This window comes from Photobacterium sp. Hal280 (genome assembly GCF_037162255.1).
In the GTDB taxonomy this organism is placed as follows: Bacteria; Pseudomonadota; Gammaproteobacteria; order Enterobacterales; family Vibrionaceae; genus Photobacterium.
The window spans coordinates 948300-966389 of record NZ_JARLUO010000001.1 but is presented as its reverse complement, the minus strand read 5'-3'; the positions used below and the strand labels follow the sequence as shown (position 1 = coordinate 966389).

Here is an 18090-nt window from a genome sequence, read left to right as displayed (position 1 = left end):
CTTTTGCCGTCCTTATGGGAGACATCCTCTCTGAACGGATCGCGTTATTGTTGAGGGTTATTTGTTCGCTGACGGTGCGATTTCAACCCGTCAGGTGAGTTGTAAATAGCACAAAAAATAACGCTGAAAATGCCGTTTCCGGTGAAATTGAATTGAAATGTGAACCGATTAACTCATTGTATGGCAAGAAAAAATTGAACTGTGATCCTGTTATCTCAGCCCCTGCCTACGCCCCCTTTGCTACGCCCTGAAGGGGATCTTCTCCGCTCGGTGATCTTTCTTATTCTGCCGGGGCTGCGCCTGCAGCGGGTTTTTCTCGTACTCAATGTTTGTCACTCTCTGGTCGTTTCAGCTGATTGTTAATTCAGTTTCCGTTTCACTGTCCTTGGTTTTATTGTGGTATCAAAACAGCAGCAGTCGTCTGACATTCAATCGTGAGGAAATACAACAGGAAACCGTGTAGCTGGTTATCTTTGCTTGTGCCCGCAAATGATACTGATCACATTGATATGCAAGGTTTATGAGTAAATATTATTCCTGTGTCTCATGTTTATCTTTTCCTCATTGTCTAAATCTGCCAACTCCCGTTATATGAATGAGTTGCACATGCACCTGTGTGCGCACTGTTGGTAGTGCAACACCCATAGAGATCAATAACAAGGATGACGACAATGAAGAAAAATACGCTCTTACTGTTGCTGCTTTAGCATTAGCGGCAACTTCAGTGAGCACTCAGGCACGTAACTTTGATTTACCCTCTGGCTGCGAATACGGACGAGTCAAATCATATGATTTTAAATCAGAAGATGTGAAGGGTGCCGTGGAGAGTGGTTACAATATTTACAACGATCCGCAAACCTACCCTGATCCTTCTAACCCGGATCAAACGGATTATAATCAGGAAGAATATGCCAACTTTTTTGAGTCGCTGATTAACCTTTTCAACTCGTTTGACTATTTGCGGGTAGAAGTGCCAAAACATGTGGTTCAGGACGAAGTGTTCCGCGCTAAAGGTAACTTATTTGATCGTTATGCTAACGTGCATTTCAACAATTCAGAGTTCGGTTATGTCGGCAAAGATAAATCAAATCTGGATGCGAACTCCTATCTGAATATGAAATTTTCACGCACTTACGGATACGGTTTAGTCTGGATAAACCGTGCCGGCGGTATGTGTTCGGCTGAAGGTGTCTGGGTACAGAAAAAGCCAAGAATTGTCAGTGGAAATGCCACACATTCCTCGGGTAAAGTACAGGCAAATATAGAGTATTTGATTGATAAATATTCAACGGCTGCGAAGGATACCAGCGTGAATGCCCGCTTGATTATTCATGTCCGGGATGATTTATATGGCCAGACTGCCTCGGCATCAGTGAACCTGAGTGCATTGAAGGGCATTAAAACGATTAGTGTTACACCAGCGAACCCAGGTATAAATAGTGTCAGTGTGACTTTGTCTGACGGAAAATATACCGATGGTATGTCTTTAGGTTATGTGAGAGTGCCGGGCACACCAAAACCGCCATGCCCAAGATGTCAGCCTCTTTAAACGTGACAAGCAAGTGATTTATTAATAGCTCAGGCCCGCAGCCGGGCCTGAGCTGTATGTTATCTGACTTTAAAAAAAGCCATTTCTTTTCTGAGGCGTTGTGTTAACGCCGAAATATCGTTATTTGCCAGTGTCGTCTGGCTGGCATTCTCAGAGTTTTTCTGCACGATTTGGCTGATTTCTTCCAGCCTGTGAGAGATATCATTCGTGACAGAAGATTGTTCTTCTGAGGCGGTAGCGACTAACGCATTGACGTCCGAAATTTGTCCAACCTGCTCTGAAATCGTTTTAAATGCATCAGACAAAGCCTGAGTAATGATCTGAGACTCTGAAACCATGTCTGTGTTGAGTTTCATGTGTTCATCTGCAAGTTTGGATTGTTCCTGAAGCTGGCTGATGATTGTTTGAATATCGATGGTCGACTTTTGTGTTTTGGCAGCAAGTGCACGGACTTCATCGGCAACAACCGCGAACCCCCGGCCTTGTTCTCCGGCACGGGCAGCTTCAATCGCGGCATTGAGCGCCAGCAGGTTGGTCTGCTCTGATATGCTGTTAATCACATCAACCACTGAGCTTATCTTTTCTGAATGATCTCTTAATTCGTTGATGATTCGTGCAGATTCTTTCATGGAGTCACTGACACTTTCAGCAATAGAATCGGAGCGTTGCAGCGTACTTGAGCTGGCGTTGATGATGGTGATCGCTTCAATCGCTGCCGTTTCCGCCGAGTGCGCGTTGCGGGCAACATCCGACGCGGTTGAAGACAGTTCTGTGGCAGCAGCTGCGACTTGTTCTATTTCAGATAATTCACGCTGGGCATTTTCAGAGTTGTTGTGTATGACAGTCGAAATTTGCACCTGGTTTACGGCCAACTGCTCCTGAATACCATCAGAGGATTGTATAATACTGAAAATACTTTGCTGAAGTGCAGACAGGGATGACGATATTAAATCAAGTTCATTATTGGCTTTCATCATTGTACGCGGTGTAAAGTCACCGTCAGACATTTTTTGAATACTCTCCGTAATTTCAGGCAGTACACGTAATTCTTTACGGATGATCCAGAATGAAAAAATGAACCCGGTCATACAGGCAGCAATAAGCAGTGCGATCCCCAGCTGTATATCTGACGCATAATTATTTTTGCTTGATTGATATACCTGTCCCGAAGTCGTGATCTGAATTTTAATTAAGTTGTCTATTTGGTCGGAGAGAGGTTCTATAAGATTGTAGACACGGTGAACAATTTGATCTTTAGCCTCAGGCTGATTGGCTGCCTCTTGTAAAAGTGTCGCGAGATCTTGCCTGATTGTATTGATATCGTGCGTCAACTTTCCTGATATGTCGCTTTCCTCAGCCGTCAGATTGGTTGAATGATAACTGTCCCAAGTATCTGCCACGATGTCCTTCGCCCTTAACACGGAGACTTCCAGCTCCTGCTGAGAAAGCATACCGATATTCCATTTGTTGAATGCATCGACAATATCAATCGCAAAGGCATCAGAAATTGTTTTTAACTGTTGCAAAGGAATGACACGATCAAGGTAGATTGAGTTCATTGCATTCAATGTGTGTTTATTTCCAGACATTTGATTCCAGAAAAGTACGAACATGAGAACACACAAAGTGGCAGGGACGGCGAGAAGTTTTGTAAATATATTTTTTTTCATATGGATGTAGGAGCGATGCCCAAAGTGTATTAAAGCGATATTTTGCATGGTTAGAAAAGATATGAATATCTTTATTTATAATATTTTTTATGCAAATGACTGAAAGTCACGCTGTTGCCGTTCAACCTGCTGTGATCACTTCCACACCCCGGTTGGGGTGTGGAAAAGCCATTGAGTGACGGCGGTTATTTCGCCGGGTATTCAGACCAGTTGCTGCCATCCAGGGTGACATAGTTTTTGCCCTGAATCCTGATGACAGTCGAGCCTTCGTTCTGAGCGACGACGGGTGTTGCAGGCAGGTTGCTGATCAGTGAGGCAGGGTCAAAGCTGCCGCTCTGGTACGGGTTTTGTTCTAAGACATTGGCAATGAGCTGAGATAACGCCAGGTAGCTGGACGGTGCTGTCACGCGGGCTGTCTCACCGGTTCGGACGATGTTTTTGCCAAAGACTTTTAAGCCAACAGGCGTATGCACAATCGACGGTGACGGAATTTCACGCATGCCGGTGATCTGCATCCGATCGCCTTTCATGCCGGCGCCATGTTCCGGCACCAGCACCACCACAATATTCCGGCCCGATTGCTCCAGCGACTGGAAGAAGACGTACAGATCGTCCAGCAGATTTTTCAGCCGCAATGTGTAACTCACCAGTCCGGTGGATTGATTGCCGTGAATGATCCGGTTGCCGTCATGCAGAGAAATGGTGTTGTAGAGCGCGACGATCTTGTCACTGCCTGCTTGCTGGCGCTGCTGCCACCAGTGATTCAAGACATCTTTGTCGCGGTAGATCGGCGCACCGTCAAACGACTTCTGGTAGGGGGAAAAATCTGTTTGCGGCATCAGATCTGCCGTGACATTCCCTTCGGTTTGAATTAACTCGAGGAAATTGTCGAAAACCCCGTCGTGGTTCATCACCAGATTTTCTTCAAAACCCAATTGTTTCAGGTTTTCGAACAGGTAGCACTGCTCAGACGGTGCGCCCGCAAAGAGCTGGCTGTGGTTTTCCTGCCCGCAACTGGCTCGCAGCAGACGGATCACGGCAGGCCCGCTGTAGGAAGTCGCCGCATTGAACTGATCAAACAGGACATCGAATTCTTTAAACAAGGGATGATCTTCCAGCCCGGCAATATCAATATCGTCCCAGGCAACAGAGCAGATGCTCAGAAATAGAATATCGAATGGCGCAGCCTGAACAGCGCTGTCATCAAACAGCACTTGCCGCTTTGCTTCACGAGAAAAGAACTCAGAGACGTATTGATTCAGCGAGGCATCGTCCGTGCCCGCCGGCACGTTGGCAGCCGTTGTGTTTACATTGCCTGCGGGTTGGGTGATCGGGGTCGTGTTATCAGCCGTTCCCTGATCCGCAATGACAGGCGGTATCTGGCTGGAGGGCAGACTGAAAAACAACATCGCCGCCATCACCAGCACGGATATGCGTAAAAAACGATTGAGCAGGTAATAACCGATACAGACGGCAAAAAGGCCCAATATCGCCTGGAAAGAGACAAAACGGCCAGCCAATTCAAACAGATAACGCCATTCGAAATGCATCAACTGATTCATTTGCCCCCAAAGGCGATCTAAAGGCGGCAGAAAAGAGTCGTAGTGCAGCAACCAGATCGCAGCAGGCACAGCGAGGACGAATCTGACCGTTGCCAGCAGACGCGAGCGCAGCGGTAGCAAAAGAAAGAGGGCCAGCACGACGTTTTCCAGCGGGTGGAAATCAATCGTCCCCTGGAAATACAGGGCGAATTTGGCAATGAAATAAACATTCCACCACCCCAGTCCTTGAACCTGCTGTGATGAATGAGAAAAGCGTGTAATCGTCATAGTCTCTGCTTAGTTGAAAGATTCAGTCTTGTTCAAAGTAGCGGGAGCGCCTGATAAACCTGTGATGGAAACGCTTGCCCAGCGCGATCAGCTGGCGCAGGTAATAACCCAGTACCATACCTGTGATCAGACTTAACCCTGCGGTGAGCAGAAAATCATCAATGTTCATGATTCACCTGTTAATCGAATGCGCTTCGGGGTGGCAAAAAGGGTCGCCATCTCATCCTCGGCGTTGCTTTTTACTGTAAAAATCGCCGGTTCTGTGGTGATTTTCTTGATTTCTGCCGAAACCGGTAAAGCTTCTTTGCCAACCACTTCCAGCTCTTTTTCCAGCTCATAGTGTGCACTGATGACATGAACGGTCCGGAAGAGATCCCGGACCGGGACATCAAAAATATGATTCAGTGCGGTATGGATATCGGTTTGGCGAATAGCACTGAACAGAACGTACAAGGCATGGTTGCAGGCAGTAATCACATCGCCATCACGCCGGATATGGCACAGCCGCAGACACTCCTCCGGCTGCATGCCGGACAGCAGTTTGAGTTTAATCAATACCACACCCAGTCGCGGGGAGGTCAATTGCTGCATTACAGCATGGCAATACTGGATAAATGTCTGATTATCCAGATACCCCCGTGCATTGTAGTTCGGGTCATGTAACAAGAGTTCTTCCGTATTGTCCGGCAGTGAGCGCGTCATGCGTTGCCCTTGTATTGCATCAACCTGGCTCATCATTCTGAGGAAGGGCAGATGATAAGGCACAATCAGATTTACGCCGGCGCGCAGCAGGAAAGTCTCATCGGCATATCGCAGACACTGTCTGACTTCTCTGATGATGATTTTGAGCTTCGGGCCGGCTTGCTGTCGTAAATGCAGGCAGTCGACAGCCAGCTGGCGGATCTCCTCCGGCGACTGACAGGACAAGATCAATGTCGCTGAATGCGGTATTGCTGAATCACGGATGATCTCTGCATTGTTCGCTGCCAGCTGAACATGCGCAGGCAGTGGGATGTCTTCATCCAGCACAGCATGACTCATCACAATCAGAGTCGTGTCATCCTGGCTGCTGAATGTCGCTATACTGGTGGGGGACATCGGCACCGCAGTCAGCACACCCGGGGCCGTTTTTTGCACAACAAACTTTTTATCTGATTGAATACCGTCTGATTTTGCCCAGAAATGCACATGGTAGCTGTATTTGTTGTCACTGATCATTCCCATCGCGGCCAGCCCTGCCAGATAGCGGTTCAGTGACAGTAATGCCGGTTTTAATGCGGTTGAGGTGACAGAGCCGTACACCATGAGCTGTATCGCCAGCTCATGGTCAGCAGCGTATTTATGAAGCATTTTTAAAACAATAGTGAGATTTTTTTATTAATATTTGTGAAAAATATATCCGGCACAAAAAGGATAGCAAGCGAGTGCTTTACCACTTTTAATTTGATGAGATCATCCAGCAGCAAATGAAAATGGATACCATTTTTGGTTTTATTCTGATTCAGAAAAAGGTTCTTTGACACTTTTCCTTTAATGTCGCTGAAAGCTGAACGCTTTCTTGAACGTTCAGACCTGAGTAAAAGTTATCTTTGTTTGTAAAACAAGTGAAGCCATTGTTTTGATTCTGTTTCAAGATGGCTGTCAGATAATCGATTGCCATGGTTTTCTGGTCAAAAAGAGTCACATAAACCGACGGAAAATTGTTTATTTCGACAAAGTGTGTAAAGTCCGGATTTGTAGACATATAAAATACCAGTTGCTCGCTATCGGCACTTTTCCCTGCTGTTTAACGCTTTCAGAGGTACCATCACCGTAAGATCGCGACAGAAAAGATGTTACTAATATAATCAGATCATATAGAATTTACCCAAAATGTCGAATCATTCGTCTGATGTATCTTGGTAAAGACTGAAATCTATAAAGAACTGTTCTCTTGGCATGTGGCCGATGCATTGATGATGACATTTGATTATGAACTGAAAGGCACACATAATTAATTGTAATATTATCATTATTTTCCGGTTGTATCAGGAAGCGTGTGAGTCACACGCATCAAGTTTATTGAATCGGTTTTTTATTTTTTGTGGACTGAATGTTAAGAATGAAAAGGCAAAAGTGTAATAAATGTTAGCACCTGTTTGTTTCTTTAAAAATTATGTACTTAAATACAATATGTATGAACGGCATTGATAAATTCGATGAAGTAGTGGTGAATTATTGTGGTAATGCCTGCGAAAGATGTTGATGCAATTTATGCATCTTACAACATGACAAATCATGATTATGTTGAATTGAACGAAAGTGAAAATTATTCAAAAATTAAAAACAAGTGGTTGATATTAAAAAGTAAAAAATCACCTCACGGGACAAGGCGCACGAACATGGAAAACAGTAGCCAGGCCGATATGGCATGAAAAGGATCGGGATCCTCAGCTTGCGTGGCGGTGCCGGGGCGACCACAGTCACAGCCAATCTGGCACAGGCGCTCGTACAAGTGCAGAAAAATGTGCTGGTTGTGGATGCTGTCCCGGCCAATTTGCTGCGTTTACACTTTGGTTTACCACTCTCCAGCGTTGAAGGGTGGGCCAGCCACATGTGTGCAAACACCGACTGGCAATCGGCCGGCTTTGAAAGTCCCAATGGTGTAACATTTTTGCCTTTTGGCCAATTGTCATTACAGAACGCCCGGCAGTTTGAGGCGAATCGCGGCCCTTATCTTGCCGAGATCCTAGAAGCACTCGGGCGGGTTGACCTCGGTGACAATCAGGATCACTGGCAACTGGTACATTTGGCGGCGTCAGATCTGGCGATACTGGAAGATGAATCCTTCGGGTATTTTTTTGATGCCGTGCTGGTGGTGTTAACACCGGACGCTGCCTGTTACAGCGTGCTGCAAGATGTCTCTGAGACCCTGACTGTGTTTAACGATGCGCCTGTCTCAGCCAAAGTGCGTTATGTGCTCAATCAATATCAGCCAGAAACTGAGATCAGCCGCGATTTCATGCTGGTGATGAAAAAAGAGCTTGATGCTGATATGTCACCGGTTCTGTTACACCGAGATATCGCTCTGATGGACAGTGTGGCAAACCTGACCACGGTGCAGCAGTTTTCACCAACCAGCCAGGCGGCAAAAGATTACCAGTCACTCGCCTTTTGGTGCGTGTCGCAATTATCAGCCATCCAGTGCGTTTCCTGAGTCTATGTTCAGCACCTTAAATCTGATTTTTAAATCCTGGGTTATTGAGCAGTTCAAAGTGCAAAAGCTTGCTTATGAGCGCGAGCGAAATACACCTGTCTCCCGCATGGGAAATCTCATACTCGGGCTGTGGTTTACCTTTGCGTTTGTGTGTCTCAAGCCGCAGATTGCCGGCGTACCGGCATGGCGTCTGCCTCTGATTTATTACCCGCACATCAACTTTGCCTCCCCCACATTGCTGGATCCTGTGCGCTTTGTGCTGCAGAGCCTGTGGCTGCTCTGTGTCAGGCCACAGTCGCCGGGTCATCTGAAAGCCCAGCTGCAAACGGGAACCCGTCAACTGATCCGCCGCGTGAAAGCCATTTTCTATTTACCCTTGGGGCGCATTTCCGGGCTTATTCAATGGCTGGAAAAGAAAGCGACCGATGCCGACACAGAAGATCTCAACGCGGTATTAAGAGAAACCAACACCGGGCGGATGATTAATATCCTGCTGCTGATCGCTGTGGTCTTGCTGGCCCTGATCTGTTTTACCGTGCCGTTCGGGTTGGAAGCCCAGATGGTTTTCGTCTTATTACTCTGGACACTGGCCATGATGTGCCGGCGGATGCCCGGCCATTTTCCAACCTTGTTGCTGATCATCCTGTCGGTCACGGCTTCCTGCCGCTATCTGTGGTGGCGCTATTCATCCACACTGAACTGGGACGACCCTCTGGCGTTCATGCTGGGCGTATTATTGTTACTGGCAGAAACCTATTCTTGGATCGTGCTGATTTTAGGTTATTTTCAGAATATCTGGCCGCTGAACAGAAAACCGGTTGCACTGCCGCCAGAGACCAAAGATTGGCCTACAATTGACGTCATGATACCGACTTACAATGAAGATCTGGATGTGGTGCGTGCCACAGTGTATGCCTCTCTCGGGGTCGACTGGCCAAAGGATAAGCTGAATATTTATATTCTTGATGACGGAAAGCGGGACAGTTTCCGCGATTTTGCCCGGGAAGTGGGGGTACATTACCTGCGACGGCCAACCAATGAGCACGCCAAAGCGGGCAACATTAACTATGCCCTGAAACGATCCCAGGGAGAATATGTGGCCATCTTTGACTGTGACCACATCCCGGCCCGAGCCTTTTTTCAGCTGACCATGGGTCTGTTTCTGAAAGATCCGAAACTGGCGCTGATACAGACACCGCACCACTTTTTCTCGCCGGATCCGTTTGAACGTAATCTGGCTAATTTTCGCAACGTGCCCAATGAAGGCAACTTGTTTTACGGCCTGATTCAGGACGGGAACGATCTGTGGGATGCCACTTTCTTTTGCGGCTCATGCGCTATTTTACGCCGTGGGCCACTGGAAGAAGTCGGTGGCATTGCGGTGGAAACAGTCACCGAAGATGCGCATACCTCACTGCGGATGCATCGGCTGGGCTATCACTCGGCGTATCTGAAACAACCGCTTTCAGCCGGTTTGGCGACGGAAACGCTGTCGGCACATGTCGGCCAGCGGATCCGCTGGGCCAGGGGCATGGCGCAGATTTTCCGGGTCGATAATCCGCTGACCGGCAAAGGACTCAAACTGTCACAGCGTTTGTGTTACGCCAATGCCATGCTGCATTTTTTGTCGGGCATTCCGAGGATTATCTTCCTGACCGCACCACTGGCGTTTCTGGTGCTGCATTCTTTTATTATTTATGCACCGGCGCTGGCGATCATTCTGTACGTGCTGCCGCACATGGTGCATGCCAGCATGACCAATTCCCGGATGCAGGGAGAGTTTCGCTATTCATTCTGGGGCGAAGTGTATGAAACCGTTCTGGCCTGGTATATCGCCCGCCCGACCACAGTGGCACTGTTTGCACCCCATAAAGGGCAGTTCAATGTGACCGCCAAGGGCGGACTGGTGAAAGAATCTCACTATGACTGGGTGATCTCCCGGCCATATCTGGTGCTGGTATTGCTCAATATCATCGGACTCGGCATGGGGATTTACCGGCTGGGGTGGGGGCCGGATAACGAAATCGCAACCGTGCTGGTCAATATTGTCTGGACCCTCTACAACCTGCTGATCCTCGGTGCGGCAGTGGCGGTAGCTGTTGAGGCCAAGCAGATACGCCGGGATCACCGGGTTGACGTGGCTATGCCGGTGGCGGTCAGGCTGAAATCCGGACACCTGCTGCAGGCTGAAATGAAAGATTTTTCCCTCAGTGGCCTGCGGATTCAGCTGGGCGAGCGGGACAGTGAACGTCTGAAGGTTCAGGTGAATCAGAAACTGGAAGTGGTGCTGAGTCGTGGTCAGCAATCGTATGTCTTTCCGGCGACCATCGCTTTTACCGGCAACGGCATGCTGGGGCTTCAGCTCACTGAGCTCAGCACACAGCAGCAAATCCAGTATGTGCAATGTACATTTGCCAGAGCAGACATCTGGGCGAAGTGGCAGCAGTCTTATCAGTCGGATAAGCCGATGTCGAGTATGAAATCTGTGCTTCAGGTGGGCTGGAACGGATACCGCCGCCTGATTCAGCATAGCCCGGCGCCAGTCGCTACGCTGGCTCAGGGCGTGTCAATCTTTGGTGACCTGATTTGGTCACTGAGACCCCGTAATGTCCCCAACAGGGCTTAAACAATGAAAATCAACAAAACAATAAAAATAGCGGCCGCCATACTGAGCTGTATGGGTATGACGGCAATGGCCAGTGCGCAGGCCACCGTTTCTGAAACCGATCCAGCCGGAACGGTGACACCTTCACATCTGCTCTCACCCGTTACCCAGCGGGCGCTGCCATTCTCACAATTGGGTTTTAATGGTTCTATCGGCATTTACGGCAGTGAAGCCAGCGCCACGGTCGGTTTTGGCTCGCGTCTGGATGAAGTGATTGCCAAAGCCAACCTGCATTTCGAGGTCACGCCCTCTCCGGCGCTGCTGGCGCTGGTGTCGCATATTAAGGTGTACCTGAACAACGAACTGATGGGGGTTGTGCCGGTCACCGATGGTCAACAGGGCAAGAAAATCAGTGTGTCTATGCCAATGGACGCGCGTTATTTCAGTAACTATAACCAAATCCGGTTTGAGCTGATTGGCAACACCCATAAAACCTGCTCTAACCCCAATGATGCCAGTATCTGGGCGGAGATCAGCCAGAGCAGCCGGGTTGAATTGTTTGTGCAGAAAACCCGGCTTGAAAGCGATTTGAGTGTCTTGCCGGCACCGTTTTTTGATCCCCGTGATTTTGGTCAGTTAACTCTGCCGGTCATTCTGGGATCGGACTATGATCTGGCGGAAATCAAAGCGGCAGGCGTGCTGGCTTCTCATTTCGGTTCACTGTCGGGCTGGCGGGGCGCGCAATTTTCGCTCTTGTTTGATCAACTGCCAGAGCAGCATGCTGTGGTGTTTGTCACCAATGACAACAAACCCGATTTTCTGCGTGACTTCCCGGATGCCGACGGGCCGTATTTGCAGGTGATTACCCACCCGACCAACCCTTATGTCAAACTGCTGCTGGTGCAGGGCCGCGACAGTCAGGATCTCAATACCGCGGTGCAGGGGCTGGCACTGGGGACTCAGTTGTTAACCGGGCCGATGGCCAAGGTGAATCAGGTGGTCCAGGTGAAACCCCGCGCCCCTTATGACGCGCCCAACTGGGTGAATACCTCAAGACCTGTGGCCTTCACTGAGCTGGTGGAACAGCGCAGTCAGTTGCAGGTGGAGGGGCGCACACCACCGCCGGTGCGGTTGAGTTTTCAGCTCCCGCCGGATTTGTTCACCTGGCAGAGCCGCGGTATCCCAATGGATCTGCAATACCGGTATTCGCCGCCCGTCAAAGATAACTCGGGCTCACGGCTGACGCTGGGGATCAACGACGAATTTGTTGAAGCATTTAACCTGACCACAGCCGGTCAGGGCGGTGAGTCCAAACGGGTACGTGTTCCGCTGCTGGATGACGGCTTGCTGGGCGGTAGTGATCGGGTACGCATTCCGGCGTTTAAAGTGGGCAGTAAAAATTTCATCGATTTCGAATTCGGCTTTGCCTCAGTCACGGAAGGGAACTGCCAGATCACCCAGCCCAGCAAACAGTATGCCGTGGTTGACGGTGACTCAACCATTGATTTCAGTGGCTTTCCGCATTATATCCAGATGCCGAATCTGCGATCCTTTGCAACCTCCGGCTTCCCCTTTACCCGCATGGCCGATCTGTCGGACACGGCCGTGGTCCTGCCAGCGGCTTCATCTCCTGAAGTGCTGCAAACCTTTTTGAATGTCATGGGCCGGCTGGGGGCTGACACCGGATACCCGGCCATTCAAGTTTCACTCACAGATCAGTGGGACAGCGCCACGCTGAAAGGTAAGGATATCCTGAGCATTGGCGTGGCGCAGGAACTGAACCAGGCGATTGGGCATCCTGATCAGGTTAATCTGATCCTGCAGTCCGGTCAGCGCCAGATCCGACTGCCGGGTCGTAACGAAACCACATCAGGTAACAACTGGCTGAATCGCGCGTCTGACAATCCGGAGGCTGTTGATCTGGTATCTGTCAGTGCCAGCGGTCAGTTTGCTGCCATCACCGGCATGGAATCGCCGTTCAGCAAAAAACGCAGTCTGGTGGCGATCATGGCTGCCAGCCCACAGGCGTTGACTCTGGTCGATAAGGCTCTGATAGATTCGGGAAAAGTGGAGCATATGTCAGGCTCTGTGGTGATCTTGCGTAATCAGGAAGTGGCCAGTTATCACGTCGGACAGCATTATTTTGTCGGCCAGTTGCCGGTGCTGAAATTGATCTGGTATCACTTCTCCAACCATCCGGTACTTGTTGCTTGTCTGGCGGTGCTGCTGGTGGTGATCGTCACTGTCTTCCTGTGGCGGGTACTGCGGAAAATTGCCGCCAGAAGACTGGCACGAAGCGGGGAAGATGAATGAAAAGCCTGATCCTTGTGCTGGGCTTGATCTTCAGCGCCCAGAGCCTGGCCGCACGCTGTGAATGGCCGGAATGGCAAGCGTTCAAATCGGTCTATCTGGTCGATGGCCGTGTGATAGACGGCAGTGATGAGCGCCGGATCACCACATCCGAAGGCCAGTCATACGGCTTGTTCTTTGCTTTGGTTGCCAATGACAAACCGGCCTTTGCGGCGATGCTGGACTGGACGCAGAGCCAGCTGGCCGGGGGCGATCTGACGGCGCGTTTGCCGGCCTGGCTGTGGGGAAAACAGCCCTCGGGGGCTGGGGCGTGCTGGATGATCATCCGGCTTCGGATTCCGATCTCTGGATTGCGTACAGCCTGGCAGAAGCGGGCCGTCTGTGGAATAACCAGTACTATCAGTCGCTGGCGCATTTGATGGCCAGCCGGATCCTGCGCGAAGAAACCATCACGATCGACGGCCTTGGCACTGTGCTGCTGCCGGGAACCGTGGGTTTTGCGCTGGAAAACGGCCAGTTTCGGGTCAATCCCAGCTATCTTCCGCTGCAGCTGATTGCCCGGATGGCACAGCTTTATCCGCAGTACAATTGGACATCCTTATATCGCACCAGTCTGGCCATGATTCTGGACACCATGCCTGTAGGTTTCAGTCCGGACTGGGCCACGCTGGCAGACGGTCGCTATCTTGCTGACCGGCAAACCGGACCTGTGGGCAGCTACAATGCCATTCGGACTTACTTATGGGCCGGGATGCTCAGCGACGACGCGAAAGACAAAGCGGCACTGGTGAAGGCCATGCAGCCCATGGTGTCGGCCACGGCGGCTTTGTCGACCCCGCCACGCACGGTGAATACCCAGACGGGCCAGTATCAGGCGCCGGGCAGTGCCGGATTTTCCGCTGCCCTGCTGCCCTTGCTGGCTGCGTCAGGGGAAACCGAACTGTTGCAGGCGCAGGCCGAACGGGCGGCGGCAGGTCTCGTGACACACCGGGACGATCATTATTACGACAATGTGCTGGCGCTGTTTGGTCAAGGCTGGCATCAGGCACGGTATCGATTCGGCGTACAGGGTGAACTGGAGCCTGCATGGGAAAAAGGATGTCAGTAACAGCCTCGCGAAACACCCGTATTCTGATGGCGCTCGGTCTCAGTGCCGGCACCATCAGCCTGTCTGCTTACGCCGGTATTGTGCCGACCACACCTTTAACAGCCCAGCAGCTTGAACAGGTGTATCAGCCGGTCGGCTCGGCGGCCACATTGTCGACCGTGATACCGGAGAGCAATTCGGTGGCGTTTCTGGTTAATCAGATTGAACTGGCCACGGCCTTAGGTCGCGATGATATCGTTGCAAGTGCGCTGGAGCGATTACTGGCGATAGACAGCCAGCATCCGGATGGTCTGTATTATCAGGCGCGGCTGCTGATCAAACAAAATCAGCTCCAGCAGGCGCAGGAAGTCAGAAACCAGCTCAAAGCCAGCGCGCCGCAGTCGGTGCAGCTCAAGGCGCTCAATGATCTGATTGCCCTTCAAGGCCGCAAAAAAGCCGACTTGCAGCAGGCCAGATTACTGGTGCGGGCCGGCCGGTATGAGCAAGCGCTGAACGCCTATGATGCGCTGTTTCCCAACGGGATGCCCTCGGCCGAGTTGCAGCTGGAATACCTGCAGGCTGAAGGCAGCCTCAGTGATCGCTGGGAAAGCGTGAAACAGGGGCTGGAGCAGCTCAATGCCGCGTATCCCGGCGTGCCTTCTTTTCAGCTGGCGCTGGCAAACCACATTCGCCGCCGCGATGCTGCCGATCCCTGGATTCTGGCGACTTACCGTCAGCTGGCACTGCGTACAGATATCGGCATCGTGGCCGCCAATGCCTGGCTAAGGGCGCTGGATCAGCAGCCAATCTCGGCGCAAGTGGCCGAGCAATATGCCATTGTCGCCAGCTATTTTCCGTCCGATACCGCGATTCAGCGTGCCAACCGCAATGCCCAGGCGCGCTGGGAAACCGAGCAGACCTTGCGACAAGACCCCGCCTATCAGGCCAAGCGTCAGGGTCTGGCGCTGATCGATCAGAAAGCCTATCCGCAGGCCAAGAAACAACTTGAGTACGCCTTAACTGCCCGGCCGGACGATCCTGAGATCCTGGGCGGGCTGGGCATGGTGTACCTGCGTCAGGGCCAGCAGGGCAAAGCCCTGGCGTATTTCAAACAGGCACAACAGCTGGATGAGGACCCGGACAATGTCAGCAAATGGCAATCGCTGGTGGAGGCCTCTTCTTACTGGGCATCTCTGGATGAAGGTGATGCACTGAGAACAAAAGGCCAGCTGAGTCAGGCCGAGCGCGCCTATCGCAAAGCCATCCCGGTCAATGACGCAGAACCCTATGCCTATCTCAAACTGGCAGAACTGTATCAGCAGCAGCAGAAATTTGCTGCCGCCGGGCAGGCCTACCGGCAAGCCTTGCAGCGTGATCCCGGCAATGCGCAGGCTGTGCGTGCGCTGGTGAACCTGACACGGGAAAGTCAGGGACTGACAGCCGCGATTACCTTTGCAGAGCAGTTGCCTCCGGCTCAGCGGCGGCAAATCCGCGACACCTTACTGGAGATGAAAACCCAGTTTGTGGTGCAACAGCTGAGCCGTGCACTGGCAGAGAATGATACGCAGGCCGCAGAGCGGTTCGCCAAACAATTACTCCAGCTGAATCCCTCCTCGCCCTGGCAGCGCCGCGATATCGCCGATGCCTTAGTCGCCGCCGGGCAGCGCAGCCGGGCGGATGCCCTGATGCAGCAATGGGCTGCCGACAGCCGCGATCCCGAAATGCAGTTTGCCTACGGCTTATACCTGAGCCAGGCCGGTCGCGATGATGAGGCCGTTGCCGTTATGTCGCGCGTGTCTGCTGCCCGGCGCAGCGAGGCGATGCAGAATAACTTGCTGCGGCTGCGCCTGAATCAGTCTCTGGCTGATCTGCCTGCCCGCTATCAGGCCAACCCGGATGCCGTGCGCCAGCAGTTGCATTCGCTGGCGCAGCAGTATGCCGGTCAGCCCGCCGTGTTGGCGCGGCTGGGTTCGATCTGGGCCGGTTTGGGCGAGCGGCAGCAGGCTGAGAAAATCTACCGTCAGTTAACCCCGAATGATGCCTGGCCGCAGAATGCTCAGCTTGGCTATGGCGAGCTGATGATTGCGCTGGGGGAATTCAATGCCTTTGATCTGTGGCTGGCGCAGCAGGGACAGGCGCGTGCTCACGGGGAACAAGGGGACGTTGTTTCGCTGGCCGAACTCGGTGCGCTCAACACCCGGCGCTTGCTGGCCGAAGCAGAACTCCTGACTGAACAGAGGCAGCACAGCCGGGCACAGGCGCTTTATCAGACTGTGCTCAGTGACGCTCAACCTGCACCTGAGCCTTACCGCACCGAGGCCCGGCTTGGGGTGTTACAAACCAGTGCTGCGCTGGGGGATGCGGCAGTTTATCAGCCGGTGTCTGAGCAACTCTATGCCAGCCGCGCCCAGCTGACGGCCAGACAGCTCATGCTGGCCGCCCCTGTGATGAACAGCCAGGGCGAGTACGATAAAGCCAAGGCGCTGAACCGCTTACTGGATCAGCGGCCGGACGCGGATGCGATGGATTACCGCAACAGCATGGCGCTGGCGATGGAAAATCAGCAGTGGACGCTGGCCGGGCAGCGTGGCTATCAGGCACTGAACGCGGATCGCATTGAAAAAAGCCCGGATCCACAGGCGGCGCAGGTGCAATCACCGGATTTGCGGACGCTGTATCAGGAGGCCGACGATTACTGGCTGACCCGCAATGTCAAAGCTGACATCGATCGTCTGCGTGATCGCAGCGACGGCCACCTCATGATCGGTTGGGATTACAGTGCCCGCGACGGGGAAAACAAGGCCAGTCAGGTGCCGATCGAAGCGCGGATCCCCATCGAACAATGGGACGGCCATCTGATGGTACGGGCCGATTATGTCTCGCTCGACTCCGGCGATCTGGACTATTTCGACAAGTTTGCCAATTCCAATGCGCAATACGACACGCTGCGTGCCCGCGAGACCGGGCTGGCCTTGGGCATTGGCTGGCAGGCAGAGAACTGGCAGGCGGATATCGGCACCACACCGCTGGGTTTTGCCCAGTCAGCCTGGGTGGGCGGCGTCACGCTTGCGGGGGATATCGGTGATTTCGGCGTGTCCGGCACCTTATCGCGCCGGCCTGAAACCAGCACTGTGCTGTCCTATGCCGGGATGAGTGTGCCCCAAGTTATATCTGGTTCTTCTGTCGATCCGGCCGGGACACAATGGGGCGGGGTGGTCAGTACTGGCGTGAAACTCAATGCCAGCTGGGACATTGGCGGCCCGTACGGTTTCTGGGGCAGTGTGCAACATCATCTGATCACCGGCGAAAATGTGGCTGATAATACCCGACTGGCCCTGCTGGGCGGCGGCTATTACAAACTGATTGCCACCGATGAGCAGCGTTTCAGTATCGGCACCAATCTGCTGTATTTTGACTACGACAAAAACCTGAGCGAGTACACGCTGGGCAGCGGCGGGTATTACAGCCCGCAGCGCTATGTGTCGTTGTCAGTGCCGGTGAATTACTACGGCCGCTACAACAGCAGCTGGTCGTATCTGGTCAGCGCTTCTGTCTCCAATTCGTGGTCGAGAGAAGATGCGCCCTATCAGTCGGATGGGGAATCAGACACAGGCGGTGGCTTTGGCTTTGGTTATTCGCTCGAAGGCGCGCTGGAAAAACGGGTCAGCAGTCGCTGGTATGTCGGGGTCGCCCTGGACTTGCAGCGCTCAGATTTCTACGAGCCAAACCATTTGATGCTCTATACCCGGTTTACCTTCAATGATCGCTGGCAACCGATCGACTACCCGCCGTCTGTGCCCCGCCTGTACAGCGATTTTGATTAAGATTTGCGGCCTTCACGCAG

Annotated in this window: 9 protein-coding genes and 1 pseudogene; 6 read left to right on the top strand and 4 right to left on the bottom strand. The window is 52.1% G+C overall.

What is annotated here, in order from left to right:
* The first annotated feature begins 616 nt into the window (after window positions 1–616).
* Window positions 617–1549 carry a hypothetical protein gene (locus tag P4S53_RS04650; RefSeq protein WP_337111603.1) on the top strand — a complete coding sequence of 311 codons (933 nt, stop codon included), beginning with the start codon at window positions 617–619 and terminating at the stop codon, window positions 1547–1549.
* A gap of 59 nt (window positions 1550–1608) precedes the next feature.
* Here the strand turns inward: P4S53_RS04650 and P4S53_RS04645 are convergent, their stop codons facing one another.
* The 4 genes from P4S53_RS04645 to bcsE all read right to left on the bottom strand — a co-directional run bounded on the left by P4S53_RS04645 (window position 1609) and on the right by bcsE (window position 6410).
* The gene (locus P4S53_RS04645; RefSeq protein WP_337112065.1) at window positions 1609–3219 is read right to left on the bottom strand and encodes a methyl-accepting chemotaxis protein; all 1611 of its coding nucleotides are present in this window, start codon (window positions 3217–3219) and stop codon (window positions 1609–1611) included.
* 185 nt (window positions 3220–3404) lie between these two features.
* Window positions 3405–5048 (bottom strand): cellulose biosynthesis protein BcsG, encoded by a 1644-nt coding sequence (gene bcsG, locus P4S53_RS04640; RefSeq protein WP_337111602.1) that lies wholly within the window; start codon window positions 5046–5048, stop codon window positions 3405–3407.
* A gap of 22 nt (window positions 5049–5070) precedes the next feature.
* Window positions 5071–5217: a hypothetical protein gene (locus tag P4S53_RS04635; protein ID WP_337111601.1), complete on the bottom strand. Its 147-nt coding sequence runs from the start codon at window positions 5215–5217 to the stop codon at window positions 5071–5073.
* Window positions 5214–6410, bottom strand: a complete 1197-nt coding sequence (bcsE, locus tag P4S53_RS04630) for a cellulose biosynthesis protein BcsE (RefSeq protein ID WP_337112064.1) — start codon at window positions 6408–6410, stop codon at window positions 5214–5216. Before bcsE ends, P4S53_RS04635 begins: the two co-directional genes overlap by 4 nt.
* Window positions 6411–7458: 1048 nt before the next feature.
* Between bcsE and bcsQ the strand changes: the two genes are divergently transcribed.
* From bcsQ to P4S53_RS04605, 5 genes and pseudogenes are all read left to right on the top strand, one after another.
* A complete protein-coding gene (gene bcsQ, locus P4S53_RS04625; RefSeq protein WP_337111600.1) occupies window positions 7459–8244 on the top strand; it encodes a cellulose biosynthesis protein BcsQ in 786 nt (261 codons plus the stop codon).
* 4 nt (window positions 8245–8248) lie between these two features.
* Window positions 8249–10870: a UDP-forming cellulose synthase catalytic subunit gene (gene bcsA / locus P4S53_RS04620; RefSeq protein ID WP_337111599.1), complete on the top strand. Its 2622-nt coding sequence runs from the start codon at window positions 8249–8251 to the stop codon at window positions 10868–10870.
* Between the two features lie 3 nt (window positions 10871–10873).
* Complete coding sequence (bcsB, locus tag P4S53_RS04615; protein WP_337111598.1) at window positions 10874–13162, top strand: cellulose biosynthesis cyclic di-GMP-binding regulatory protein BcsB; 2289 nt, start codon at window positions 10874–10876, stop codon at window positions 13160–13162.
* Window positions 13159–14267: pseudogene (bcsZ, locus tag P4S53_RS04610) on the top strand (cellulose synthase complex periplasmic endoglucanase BcsZ). The gene bcsB and the pseudogene bcsZ overlap by 4 nt, the downstream one beginning before the upstream one ends.
* Window positions 14258–18070, top strand: coding sequence for a cellulose synthase subunit BcsC-related outer membrane protein (locus P4S53_RS04605; protein WP_337111597.1), 3813 nt, complete (start codon window positions 14258–14260; stop codon window positions 18068–18070). Before bcsZ ends, P4S53_RS04605 begins: the two are co-directional and overlap by 10 nt.
* The last annotated feature ends 20 nt before the right edge of the window (window positions 18071–18090 follow it).

What these genes read in the sequence shown, in the direction of transcription:
- bcsQ (WP_337111600.1), top strand. Translation starts at nt 7,459, where the DNA reads ATGAAAAGGATCGGGATCCTCAGCTTGCGTGGCGGTGCCGGGGCGACC.
- P4S53_RS04635 (WP_337111601.1), bottom strand. Translation starts at nt 5,217, where the DNA reads ATGAACATTGATGATTTTCTGCTCACCGCAGGGTTAAGTCTGATCACA.
- P4S53_RS04605 (WP_337111597.1), top strand. Translation starts at nt 14,258, where the DNA reads ATGTCAGTAACAGCCTCGCGAAACACCCGTATTCTGATGGCGCTCGGT.
- P4S53_RS04645 (WP_337112065.1), bottom strand. Translation starts at nt 3,219, where the DNA reads ATGAAAAAAAATATATTTACAAAACTTCTCGCCGTCCCTGCCACTTTG.
- bcsG (WP_337111602.1), bottom strand. Translation starts at nt 5,048, where the DNA reads ATGACGATTACACGCTTTTCTCATTCATCACAGCAGGTTCAAGGACTG.
- bcsB (WP_337111598.1), top strand. Translation starts at nt 10,874, where the DNA reads ATGAAAATCAACAAAACAATAAAAATAGCGGCCGCCATACTGAGCTGT.
- bcsA (WP_337111599.1), top strand. Translation starts at nt 8,249, where the DNA reads ATGTTCAGCACCTTAAATCTGATTTTTAAATCCTGGGTTATTGAGCAG.